The sequence below is a fragment of the Moritella sp. 24 genome (genome assembly GCF_018219155.1).
Taxonomy (GTDB): domain Bacteria; phylum Pseudomonadota; class Gammaproteobacteria; order Enterobacterales; family Moritellaceae; genus Moritella.
This window is the reverse complement of sequence record NZ_CP056123.1, coordinates 3,121,388-3,133,942: the sequence shown is the minus strand read 5'-3', so window position 1 is coordinate 3,133,942 and position 12,555 is coordinate 3,121,388. Positions and strand designations below refer to the sequence as shown.

8 protein-coding genes are annotated in these 12,555 nt (G+C 39.1%); 4 read left to right on the top strand and 4 right to left on the bottom strand.

The features are described 5' to 3' along the window. Nucleotides 1-1,284, top strand: a complete 1,284-nt coding sequence (locus HWV00_RS13825) for a glycine betaine/L-proline ABC transporter ATP-binding protein (protein WP_211682163.1) — start codon at nt 1-3, stop codon at nt 1,282-1,284. Nucleotides 1,285-1,436: 152 nt separating this feature from the next. Here HWV00_RS13825 and HWV00_RS13820 read toward each other — a convergent pair whose 3' ends face one another. Both HWV00_RS13820 and HWV00_RS13815 read right to left on the bottom strand, forming a co-directional pair. Continuing rightward, the gene (locus HWV00_RS13820) at nt 1,437-3,212 is read right to left on the bottom strand and encodes a hypothetical protein (RefSeq protein ID WP_211682161.1); all 1,776 of its coding nucleotides are present in this window, start codon (nt 3,210-3,212) and stop codon (nt 1,437-1,439) included. 266 nt (nt 3,213-3,478) lie between these two features. Then, nucleotides 3,479-3,745: a hypothetical protein gene (locus HWV00_RS13815; protein ID WP_211682160.1), complete on the bottom strand. Its 267-nt coding sequence runs from the start codon at nt 3,743-3,745 to the stop codon at nt 3,479-3,481. A gap of 293 nt (nt 3,746-4,038) precedes the next feature. Here HWV00_RS13815 and HWV00_RS13810 point away from each other — a divergent pair, with 293 nt between their 5' ends. Both HWV00_RS13810 and HWV00_RS13805 read left to right on the top strand, forming a co-directional pair. Further along, nucleotides 4,039-5,040: an AraC family transcriptional regulator gene (locus HWV00_RS13810; RefSeq protein ID WP_211682158.1), complete on the top strand. Its 1,002-nt coding sequence runs from the start codon at nt 4,039-4,041 to the stop codon at nt 5,038-5,040. 120 nt (nt 5,041-5,160) lie between these two features. Beyond that, nucleotides 5,161-7,212, top strand: a complete 2,052-nt coding sequence (locus tag HWV00_RS13805; RefSeq protein ID WP_211682155.1) for an alkyl/aryl-sulfatase — start codon at nt 5,161-5,163, stop codon at nt 7,210-7,212. A 110-nt stretch (nt 7,213-7,322) separates the two neighbouring features. Here the strand turns inward: HWV00_RS13805 and HWV00_RS13800 are convergent, their stop codons facing one another. Continuing rightward, nucleotides 7,323-7,679, bottom strand: a complete 357-nt coding sequence (locus HWV00_RS13800; protein WP_211682153.1) for an Imm51 family immunity protein — start codon at nt 7,677-7,679, stop codon at nt 7,323-7,325. A 296-nt stretch (nt 7,680-7,975) separates the two neighbouring features. After that, complete coding sequence (locus HWV00_RS13795) at nt 7,976-10,258, bottom strand: TonB-dependent receptor (protein WP_255554571.1); 2,283 nt, start codon at nt 10,256-10,258, stop codon at nt 7,976-7,978. A gap of 288 nt (nt 10,259-10,546) precedes the next feature. On the opposite strand from HWV00_RS13795, the gene HWV00_RS13790 reads away from it, so the two are divergent. Further along, on the top strand, nt 10,547-12,403 hold the full coding sequence (locus HWV00_RS13790) for a PQQ-binding-like beta-propeller repeat protein (RefSeq protein ID WP_211682151.1): 1,857 nt from the start codon (nt 10,547-10,549) through the stop codon (nt 12,401-12,403). Nucleotides 12,404-12,555 lie beyond the last annotated feature (152 nt).

Genomic DNA, 12,555 nt, shown 5'->3' with positions numbered 1-12,555 from the left:
ATGAATTTGAATAAAAATAGCAGTTCAGATGAAAAGAGCCGTTCGCATGAAAGGGATTCTTCACATAAAAAAAGTAGCCCGCTAATTCGTATTAAAAATTTATATAAGATTTTTGGTAAAAATGAAAAAAAGGTGCTTGAACTCGTTAAAGCGGGTAAATCTAAAGATGCCATTTTAGCTGAAACAGGCCATACGGTTGGTTTATCTAATATTAATCTGGATGTTTATCCAGGCGAGATATTTGTGATCATGGGGTTATCTGGTTCGGGTAAATCAACCTTGATCCGTCATTTTAATCGCCTTATTGAACCGACAGCTGGTGAGATCGAACTTGCTGGCAGTGATGTGATGAAGCTATCGAGTAAAGACTTACAAGATTTTCGTCGTAACAAAATGTCGATGGTATTCCAGCGTTTCGGATTAATGCCACATCGTACGGTGTTAGACAATATTGGTTATGGTTTGCAAGTGCAAGGCGTCAAAAAGGCAGAGCGAAAGAAGAGTGCGACACAGTGGTTGGAAACCGTGGGATTAAACGGTTATGCCAATCAATACCCTGGACAGCTATCTGGTGGTCAGCAGCAACGTGTTGGTCTCGCCCGAGCCTTGTGTACCGATGCAGATATTCTATTGATGGATGAAGCATTTTCAGCGCTTGACCCATTGATTCGTAGCGAAATGCAGGATCAGCTAATCGAATTACAAGAGAAGTTACACAAAACAATTGTGTTTATTACTCATGATCTTGATGAAGCATTACGATTAGGTGATCGCATTGCCATTCTACGTGATGGCGTATTAGTGCAGCAGGGCGCACCGGTTGATATTCTGCTTAATCCAGTTGATGACTATGTTGAAGCGTTTGTTAAAGATGTCAATCGCGCACGTGCGTTAACGGTAGAAACGGTGATGCAGCCACAAATATGTCGTATTTCGACAGAAACAATTGGTGAAGCCGTTTTACAAATGCGTAAATCAAAACAAGATTATGGCTATGTCGTTAACAATGATGGTTATCAAGGTGTGATCACACAAGATACTTTAGATAAAGTTGAAAAAAGTGATTACAGCAATGCCATTGATGCATCGTTATTAGAGAATGTGCCTGCGGTGCAAAGTGATGCGTTAATCGAATCGGTCATCCCTGAAATGCTGGATAACGAATTACCACTGCCAGTATTAAATGAGGAAGGAGACGTTGAGGGGCACCTGTGCCGTTCTACACTTGCCGAAGTATTAAGTGACCAGACTAGCGTAGAAGAAGAGAAGTTAACTCACGCTTAAGGTGCTTACTGTCGTCTACACGAGAAGATAAAATGCCCATTACTATCGTTTAGAAGTAATGGGCATTTTTGTAAGTATTACACTCGTTTTTGTACAAACTTGTCTGGGTAAGCGAATCCCGCTCACTTAGCTGTGAGCGGTTCGCCTCGTATTTATTGTACTTGTAATAAACTATATTGCTCGCCAGTATCAAGGTTTGATACGCTGATAATAAAGAGCTGATTACTATTGTTATAAAACGCGTAGAGTGGATTAGTTCTGTATTTAACCGTATCTACTTCGGTGTTTTCTAAGGTAAACAAGTGTGTTTGCTGTATTGTTCCAGAGTCGATATATCGTAGCGTACCAGATGCTGGATCATCAATTAATACGAGTTGTGTATTATCATTTGATGACTCAATATGACTAATATCATAATAGCTAATCCAGTTGCTATCATCTTCAACCATCAGTGGCAATGTGCCCGCATATGTCATGTCTGTATTACGATCTTCAGTTGCCCTAAAGCTAGTACCCGACTTGGTATAGATATACTGGCCATTATTGGAGTACCAAAAATCAGCACCGATATTATAATCACCGTGATAAGGTGAATCATATAACTCCACGGGATGCAGTGGATCACTCAAGTCTGTTTTAGCTATATCACGAGGGCTTGTGTCTGTTGTCATTGTATAAAGATATTCACCTGTTGGGTGTATTTTTAGCAAACTACGGTGACGAAGTGAAGAGCTGGCTTTCACGATTGAGTTAGTACTTATTTCAATGGTTTCTATATTTACCCATTGTCCTTGATAAGGTGATATCCAGACATAATCCCCTTTAATTGCTAAATCATAGACATGACTTGTTGAAGCTAGGGTGATAACGTCTGATGCACTCGGCGTTATATTGTCATAATTTATCACGGTTACTAACGCATCGTGACCAACGGCAATTTTTGCTGCTGCGCTAATATTATCAACAGCAAGCGATGTAGCTGGCCGCGTTAGCGGTATTTTTTGGCTAGTGTTGTTCTTGGTATCATAAATATAAACGGCATTATCGGGGGTGCTAGAAGTCATGACGACAATATCTGCGTTATCAATATATTCGGCTTCTAATACGTTATGATTTAATGTGCTTAACTTCGTTGTGTTCAGGATAACAGAACCGTCAGGTACAGATGCTTCGTAGTTCACATTGTAATTTATATTATAAGAGACAGGGCTGCCTTTAATTGGATAAACACAGTCATAATCATAGCAAGCATCAATAGTCACTGAACCAGAGTGCACACCGAATCCGGCATCACTTGGATCCATTGTTCTTAAATTTAAGCCGAGATTATGGCTACTAACTGTCGTTGTAATATTGTCTAAATATTGGTGCTCATCACGGACATTAAAATAGAGATTATCGTTTTTAGCACTTGCTAAAGTCGCAATATCATCAATCGTTACATACTGACTTGCAGCATCGGTGTCTGTTGATATTTCAATTGTCTCTGTTTTGTTAGTTGTTATGCTTTCATCAAGAGTGACTGACATGCTTATATTTATAGAAACGGGTGAGCCTTCAATTTGGGACTGGCAATTTTCATCATAACAAGCATAAAAATCAACGGTAGTCGTTTTTAAACCTTCACCTATTTTATAACCTTGCTCAAAGGAGAGTGACAATTCACCTGAATTCTCAGCGGTTTGATATACATTCATATACTGTATTATTGGTGTTGAGCCCGTCTCTAAGGCGCCAATATAGATAGTACTATTATCTTTTTGGTTAATGGTAAATGGGATCGTTGAGTAAACAGACTCAGTACCATTGGAAGAGAGTGATAAGCTTGTTATTGGCATACTCAAGCTTGTACTATTTGAGGTCTCATCGTCACCACCACCACAGCCATAAAGAGTTGTGCATAGCATGATTAAAACTATCTTTTTCATTAAACATTCCTTGTTTATCTCGTTTAGTTTTAATTACTTTATAGGTAGGTTGTATATTAAGCTATGGATTGATATGAAATTAATTACTTTTAGAGAGAAATAGGACGTAGCTCATGATTTAGCATAGCTATAGGCTAGTTGTTTTAATATAGGTGGGGGACGTTGTTTTAATATAGAGGGAGATGAAACTTGTTATAAACAACACACATACAGATCCTTTGTTATGTGTGCTATTGATGTGCATTGCTGCAGCCATTATCGCCTAATTAGGTAATAACGAATTGTTTAGCTTGTCTTGCTTCAACGATATATCTTCTTTTTAATTTTTTAGCCATATCAGGTGTTAGATCTGAATGAAGTAGCTCTAACGTGCTTTGGCCTTTACTTTTTAGGTAAGCTGCAACTAATGGACGGCTTGGATCTGCGTGGCCTTTAGCCCACTCATAGCTTTTTACTGCGTTTGCTGGTGGCGTTTTTTTTGCTGCGATATAAACACTGCCATCAGGAAAAGATACACGGTAAATATTGATCATTTTTTTCTCACTTAATCGTCATCATCAAAATACTAAATTTTATAGCCCTAGTATGACAGCTTTTTAAATGTTAAACATCATTACTTGAGTTTAGCACTGAGCCAATTGTTTAATTGCTCACTTAATTTAATGCAATTGTTATTAAACGCTGGTGGTTTAAGCAATTAACTCGCTCAACCTCCGCTAACCTTGATAATATCAGTGCAGTACTTTTAATTTGGCATATAAGTTGTTAATTTAAATAGCATCGGAAGTGTACTTATAAATAAGTAATTTTAAAGGGTTTATCGATAATGAATCAAGCAATCAAATACACGACTGTCGCAGCATGGAGCTTATCAATTGCGAATGCGTTACATGCGATGGATTTTGATCCTAATGAAATATTTAAAAATGCCGGTATTTCATTGGCAGATATACAGGACGATCCTTATTCATTGCTTGATATAAAACAAATGACGGCGCTTTGGAAAGAAGTTGCGCTGATCACGCAAATGCCAAACTTTGGCCTTATCGTTGGCGAACATTCCAATATCAAAAAAAACCATGTCTATAATCACTTGATTAAAAAATCCGATTCATTACTGCAAGTGCTTGAAGGATTGCCTAGTTATTACGGTAAATTAAGTAATTCTGTTTGCTTAACGTTAAATAACACGCCGCATTTACTGGGAGTGAAGATATCACCACTAGAAGGTGTTGAGATCAGCGATATGGCTATTGATGCGTTCTTTTCTTCATTTGTAAACATTATTAATGATTTTGTTGATTCTGATTCGTTTATACATCACGTTGATCTTGTTAGGCATAAACCCAAAAGTATCCGCCCATGGTTAGAGACTTTTTGTTGTGAAACGAAGTTTGATCAGGAAGTGAATTGTTTATGGTTAAATAAATCCGTATTAACGCAATTCTCAGTGAAGAATCTAATGCATGAAAAGAGAAGGGTTGAACCCTTTAATTTAGATAAGATGTCGTTAACTGAGAAAATAGAACGCTTGATCCACAGTTCTATTGCGAATAATGAACCTACACTTGATGAAATCGCAGTGATGTTGAATATGAGTGTGCGTTCTATTAGCCGGAGTTTAAAAGAGGAAGGCTTGACCTTTCGGGATATTCTAAAGCAAAAAAGACAAGAACTGGCCTTGCACTATCTGACTAAAACAGATGAATCTATCTTAATTATTTCTGAAAACCTAGGGTATAAAAACATGGGTAATTTTACGCGTGCTTTTCAAGTCTGGTTTGGTAAAACGCCCTCACAATATCGTGATGAACACAAAAATAAGTAATTTACGGCCTAAAATGTAGATATATAAATTGCGCCTGATAAGTGGGCGCAAAATGATAAACGGCTTGTTAATGAGTTGTGATACCTTGTCATTATCGTAACTACTAATGGCTAGATGGACATGTTTAATAAAAAGAACTTAAGCGCACTAATTCAAAAATCAATCTATAATAATTTTAAATTAAAGAAGCACTTACCATTAGCAGTTATTGCTTCTGGCAGTTTGTTTTTAGCTGCTTGCGGGCAAAGCGATGATGAGAAATTCGCGAGTACTAACCCTGATAAATACGGTTTTACGCCAGCCTCTGAATATACCACTGAACTGAATCAATCAGTATTAGAAGAACTTCCTTTCGAAAATAAACAAGATTTTACCGATGCTAACCGTGGCTTTATTGCGACTCTGCCAGAGTTTGTTGTTAAGTATACAGACGGCACAACAATCATGGATTTATCTGCTTATGACTTTATTAATGGACAAGCGCCAAACAGTGTAAATCCAAGTCTATGGCGCCAAGCTAAGCTAAACAATATCAATGGTCTGTTTAAAGTGACAGAAGGTATTTACCAAATTCGTGGTTTCGATTTGGCTAATATGACGATTATTGAAGGTAAGTCCGGTTGGATTATTGTTGATCCGCTGACAACGTCAGAAACGGCGAAAAAAGCCCTCGACTTTGTGAATAAAGAGCTTGGCTACCGCCCTGTATCGACGATCGTATTTACCCATAGTCACATGGATCACTTCGGTGGTGTAAATGGGTTACTTGAAGCCGCTGGTAACGATGTTGCAGATATTGAAGTTGTTGCACCGGGTGGATTTATGGAAGAAGCAACGAATGAAAATATCATTGCTGGTCCTGCAATGAGTAAACGTGCGAGTTACATGTACGGTAATTTATTACCACGCTCAGAAAGAGGTCACGTTGATGCAGGCTTGGGTAAAGCTGTTCCATTTGGCACGTTCAGTATCTTAGAGCCGACGTTGACGGTGAGTAGTAACGAAACACAAATTATTGATGGCGTTGAATTTGAATTCCAAATCGTATCTGGCACAGAAGCACCATCGGAATTCACTTTCTATTTACCTGCAATGAAAGCGTATTGCGGTGCGGAAATGGTCTCTAAGACGATGCATAACTTGTATACCCTACGTGGTGCACATGTGCGTGATGCAGTGTTGTGGAGTAAGTCGATTGATGAAGCCATTGAAGAACAAAAAGAAGCTGACATTTACTTTGGCTCTCACCACTGGCCAGTATGGGGACAAGATAATATCAATGAATTCTTGGTGACACAGCGCGATACTTACCAATATATTCACGATCAGTCTGTTCGTATGATGAATGCAGGCTTAACACCGAAAGAAATTGCCGAAGAAATCGAAATGCCACCAAAGCTGGCTAATACTTTCTCTAGCCGCGGTTATTACGGTACTGTGAAGCATAATGCGAAAGCTATTTATCAGGCTTATCTTGGTTGGTACGATGCGAACCCAGTTAATTTAGATCCGTTACCTGAATATGAATCTGCAGCTAAGTATGTGAAGTTAATGGGCGGTTCAGAAGCCGTTATCATTAATGCACAAGCGGCTTATGATAAAGGTGAGTACCGTTGGAGTGCTGAACTATTAAACCACCTTGTGTTTGCAGATGCTGACAATAAAGCGGCAAAAGAATTGCTTGCGAGTAGTTATGATCAACTAGGTTATCAAGCTGAATCAGCACCTTGGCGTGATGTTTACTTATCTGCTGCGTATGAATTACGTCATGGTGCGGCAGATAAAGTGATCGACTTAGCATCAATGAAAGTGATTATGCTAGAAACGCCAGTAGATAAGTTCTTTGAAAGTATGGCTGCGCGACTGATTGGTCCTGAGGCATTTGGTGAAGAGTTTACGTTAAACATTAACTTCACAGATTTAGATAAGAACTATGTGTTAAAACTTGATAACGCCGTATTACGTCATGAGCTTGCGCCTAAAGATAAAACGGCGGATGCAACATTAAACATTAGTCATGAGTTATTTATTGACTTGGTTATTGGTGTGGCTGGTGTGTCAGAAGTACTGCTATCAGATGACTTAAGTATTGAAGGTAGTAAGCTTGGCTTAGTTAACTTCTTCTCATTGCTTGACCAACCTGAAGGTGTATTCAATATCGTTACGCCTTAATAGGCTATTGATGAAAGTAATTAAGTAAAATAATTAAGTAAATAAAAGCACGCTATTAAGCGTGCTTTTTCGTTTCTAATTTTAAGTTCGCGTGTAGACATCAACTAGATTTATTTGTTAATGATTAATTCGGGTTCAAATTCATACTGAGCATAACGGGTGATACAGGCATCTAATAAATCATCGTCATCATAAAACTCAAAGACCATATCCGCAATTGTATGTAATGCATCTTTGTCTTCACTGTGAATGCTAAACATCATTGTTTCATCACCAAATGTCAGTTTTTCTAATAAGCTTGGATTCTTTTCTGACAGCATATTTTCTAACAGTAACGCCCAATCTTCACCATCTCCTAAAAAATCATGAGACTCAAAAGCTTTCCATTTTAAATCACTTAGCTTTAGGCTGTGATCGCGATTGAAAGTTGAAAACAAAAATGGATGGTAAACATTTGCTTGCTTCATAATATCTCTCTAATGTGGTGGGAATAGATTAAATAACTTCTCCAAAAGGGTAGAAGTTAGGCCACCACTCTACGCCCTGTATTTTAATTAAATGATAGATGCATCATGCTTTATCTCATTGCTCTTAATAATAGAACATTGAAACACCGCTATTTATGATATTTGTGAGCGCACCAATAGTGTTACTAGTTTCTTATTGTCTCTACCTAATTTTAAATACATCATTTTAGATATTACAGGCATAAAAAAGCACGCCATAAGACGTGCTTTTTAGTGTCATAGTAAGCGATTAATTACTAATAAGTGTAATTCACTTTGATACCAAACGTACGCTCTGGACCAAATATGCCAATGACAGGGCCAGATGTTGCACCTGAACCATAGCCGTAACCGTATTTAGCAAGAGTATATTCTTCATCAAGTAAGTTTTTAGCCCATAGATTCACTGCTAGTTCACCGGTTTTTAATGGTATTTCAGCCAGTGTTAAATCAAGGTTTAGTAGTGAGAAACTGTCATTTTCCAAAATGTCTAAACCGTTATTACTGCTGTAAAATGCGCCACGGTAAATATTCGTTAGCAATACTGTTGGCTGACCAAAATCGGTTTTATCAAAGCGGTAGATAAACGAAGTCAGTATCGTTTGTTCTGGTGACTGTGGGATCATATCTGGCACATCACGTGTGATTGGATTAAGAACTGGATCAGACCCTGGAATTCTCGATGTTACTTCATCTCTGTGGCTGTATTCATCATATTCCATTTGTAGGTATGAATAGTTAAATTTAACCATGGCATTCTTAGATAAGAAGGCGAATAAGTCCAGGTCAACACCGTATGAGTGAGCTTTTTGTACGTTGTAGGTATCGACCATGGTCGGGTGTACACGGTTCGATGTATTCGCTTGATGGTTTTTTATATCGTTATAGAAAGCCACAGCGTTTAACTGTAGTGCGCGGTTAGCAAAGTTACCTTGAAATCCGATGTCGTAGGTCATCATGGTTTCTTCATCAAAGCCACTCTCGAAGTTTTCAACACCGGCTAGGGCATTAAAACCACCTGGGTTCCAGCCTTTGCGTATTGATGCATAGACATTCTTTTCACGGCCCACTTCATAATTGAATTTAATTGACGGTAACAACATTTGGAATGACGCTGAACTTTCAATATAGACATCGTCTATATCATTTCCAGGTAGTGGTATCCCTGTTCCTTCCCAAGTGCCAGGGCAAAGGGCACCTGCGATAGCAAGGGCTGTGTTGTAGTATGGATTTGTTGGGTCCATGATCACACCACCGGTCGGTGTTAATTGGCAGTTACCATCGTATTGTTTATTTGCATCTACGTTCACCCATTCTTGACGTAGTCCTGTCGTAATTGTGAATTTATCATTGAGTATTGCAGGAATGAAACTCGCTTCACCATAGATAGCAATGTTTTCTAATTCGCCTTGTGTAGACGTTGCGAAGGTTGATGTTTGCACGCCTTGGTATAGCTGACCCGGTGCAAAGCCTTTGTAATCAGTGTTATTCACATAGCGTGAATTATCTGCATAGGCAGTTGAATCACTGTCTTCACTGTAATAGAGAGTGCCAAGGCTAAAGTTAATTCGTTCATTAACGGTGCTACTTAAGCGAAACTCTTGAGACCACTGACTAACATCTAAAGTCCCGCCTGCAACAGATTCTTGCGTACCGATAACAGCGTCGGTATTACCATCTGCTTTACGGAATGAGCTGATAGATTCAATACTAGTACGTTCATTAAACTGCCATTTAAAGCCAAGGCGGTGACCTGTCGCTGTATGGTCATTACTATCATCTAGGTATAAATCTGTTGATGTTTGACGATCTTCATTCGCATCGCCAGGGTTTAGACTGTCACTGGCTAATAATTGTATGTAAGGGCTGAGGTAGTCGGCATCAGAATAGTCATAAGCATAGTCAACAGTGAGGTGTTTATTCGGTTTCCAGCGCAGTGCACCTGTCACAGCACTCGTATCAATGTCACCGAAGTTACCGGTAGCTTTTTCGCTGGTGGATGTAATAGCGCCTTCACGTGTAAAACTTGAAATACTAAATCGTCCGCTTAGTGTATCGGTCAAAGGAATGTTAATCATGGTCTTCGATTTAAGTTCATTTTGGCTACCGATAGAGAACTCTTGTTCTAGCTCGAAATCATCTTGCGGCTTAATAGAAACGTAATCGACACTACCTGCGAGTGCATTTCGGCCTGCATTTGTCGTTGGTCCTCTATTATAGACAACATCCTCTAAGTCCGCGACATCAGCGGCAAGGCCCGCCGTTCGCCCCATGTATACTTGGTCGTGACTTATGGTCACAGCGCTATTTTTAGTTGCTTGGGTATCTAAACTTGAAAATCCGCGAATAAAAACAGCTCGAGATGCTTTCGTTGTTGGTAAGGGAACGAGATTGATTTCTGGTATTTCGGTTTTTTTTGTTTCAACTGGTGTTGTTTCAATACTTGTAATTGCGTCTTTAGATTGCTCGTTAGCGATAACATTCATAGAGAGTAATGAACTTATAATTATCGGTGTAATGGGCATGGTTTTAGATTTCATAATGATGACCTATCCTTGGATTAACATTTACTTAACGATTGCGAAAAGGTACCACAGCAAATACGTATATTATTTATCATTTTACGCCAGATGTAACAGGGTGTTATTTATCAATAAGAATGATAATTCTAATTAATTTCTTTAAATCAGCGGCTTAGTTATATTTTATGTTCACTTGTCGGAGTAGACGACAGTTCGTCATACTTGGCGTTAAATGATAAATTCATTGTTATTAAGCTGTGATATTGTTAGCTCGTTTTCAATCACTCATAAGTTAGGAATTAATTCATGGATACGAATAAAAAGTTTCGGTTAACGTCGTTGGCTACTGTAGTTTCATTGTCGATATTGATGTCGGGTTGCTCAATGATTGATACAGATGCCCAGCCTAAAGATTTGCCTGAATATAAACTAACGGATTGGAAACCAAGTGGTGTACCAAACGCTGGACCTATGAGTGATACCGTACCTGTATTAAATACGTTCCATACTATGCATGGCAGTATTAATAATACCGATCAATTAATGATTGCTACGGCTCCGGAGCAAAAATTATCTTGGGTTGCAGAAACACAGTTTTATGTGCCTGAAGGACCATCGATTGACCAACAAGGTGACTTATACTTCAGCCCATTTCGCCCGAATGAAGACGTGAGTCTCGTTGCCCTTGATGGTAAGACGGGTGAGCGTCGTTGGACATTACCTGCACATGGCGATATTAGTGGATCTGGTGCGACGCTAATCCTTAATTCACCAGAGCATAAGCAAGAAGTTATCTATCATTCAACTTATCAGAATATCTGGGCAGTAACGACGGATGGCGATATTTTATGGACGAAAAAAACCGGTTTAACATGGGATACAGATGAAAGTGCGTCTCCTCATGCATGGGGCGTTAATTTTGTACCTGGCTTAAATGCATTGAGCGTGGTTACGGGTAACGGTAAAATCATGCTGTTTGATCGCTTAACTGGTCGCCCATTATTAGAAGGGGCATTTGATTTACCTGGTTCAGCTGCTGTGAATAACTTAGATGCGCGACCACCTAAATTTGTACGTAACTGGGCAGATGAAGCGGCGGAAGAGCAATTTGGTAAACCAGAAAGTGGTAACGGTCTATTTACTACTATTACTGATATTATTTTTGGTGGTGGTCGTGAAGTAACTAACTTCTATGCCAGTGATCCTATTTCAAATCGTCTCTATGTAGCAGCGACGGCACCAGATGAACTTGATGGCACTAAAGATGATATTTCAGAATTAGGTGCATTATATGCGCTAGATATAGTAGCGACGACAGAAGGTCAATATAAATTAGACATCGGAGGCCGTTTTGATTTTGATGGTGGTACGGGTGCAACACCATCTGTGAGTAACGATGGTCAAAAAATATTTACCACGGATGATCACGGTAATATCATCGCGCTTTCTCGTGATTTAACCGAAATTTGGCGTGTTAATGTTGGTGAGAAAATCGCGGCATCACCGGCAATTGGTGCTGATAACGGTGAAATTTACGCCATTACTATGCACAAAATTGTAAAAATACAAGATAACGGTAATTCAGGAGAGCTAGTCTGGAACGCTAATCTTGATATGTTCCCTGATTTTAATTCAATTAATGCATTAACACCGACCATTACAGCTAATGGTGTGGCGGTGAGTATTGGTGCTGTTAAAAGTTATGGCAGCGTTGACTTAATGGTGGGTGTTGGTTTTGGACTACTTGATAAAGATACTGGCGAAGTAGTGAGCTTTGTTGAAGGCGCTGAAGAATCTATCGCTGTGACAGTTTTAGCCCCAGATGGCGGCTATGCTATTGGCCACTCGCCAACACGTCGCTTAGCTGCAAAAGGTATATTAGGTGATAACTCAGACGCTATTATTGGTGGTGTTGCACGCTATGTACCAACGAATCCTGAGTTAGTCGCACGTGATGCAGTCTGCATGGCTGTTCGCTATGAAGAGCGTCAGCAGAGTTACAGTAAAATAGATAACGAACAAGCTTATCAATGGGATACGAAGCAAATTAAAGTGCTAGTAAATCAGGCTGAAAATGCGCTTGGACGTGAACTAGGTGATTTATCTCAAGAGTGCGAAACGTTAACAGTAAAGTTAGATAAGGTAAGTAATACAGCTACCTAATATCGTTAGCCAGTATTTAATGAGCGATGTTCACAGCCTGTGGACATCGCTTTTTTGTTTTTAAATGATAGTTAAAAATTACTTTTCAGTCGGTAAATCGACTCATCAAGGGCACGATAGATAGTTCCTTCAGGTTTGTTCACTGCACGAAT

Coding starts and splice junctions, on each gene's coding strand:
- HWV00_RS13825 (WP_211682163.1), top strand. CDS start 1: ATGAATTTGAATAAAAATAGCAGTTCAGATGAAAAGAGCCGTTCGCAT.
- HWV00_RS13820 (WP_211682161.1), bottom strand. CDS start 3,212: ATGAAAAAGATAGTTTTAATCATGCTATGCACAACTCTTTATGGCTGT.
- HWV00_RS13815 (WP_211682160.1), bottom strand. CDS start 3,745: ATGATCAATATTTACCGTGTATCTTTTCCTGATGGCAGTGTTTATATC.
- HWV00_RS13810 (WP_211682158.1), top strand. CDS start 4,039: ATGAATCAAGCAATCAAATACACGACTGTCGCAGCATGGAGCTTATCA.
- HWV00_RS13805 (WP_211682155.1), top strand. CDS start 5,161: ATGTTTAATAAAAAGAACTTAAGCGCACTAATTCAAAAATCAATCTAT.
- HWV00_RS13800 (WP_211682153.1), bottom strand. CDS start 7,679: ATGAAGCAAGCAAATGTTTACCATCCATTTTTGTTTTCAACTTTCAAT.
- HWV00_RS13795 (WP_255554571.1), bottom strand. CDS start 10,258: ATGAAATCTAAAACCATGCCCATTACACCGATAATTATAAGTTCATTA.
- HWV00_RS13790 (WP_211682151.1), top strand. CDS start 10,547: ATGGATACGAATAAAAAGTTTCGGTTAACGTCGTTGGCTACTGTAGTT.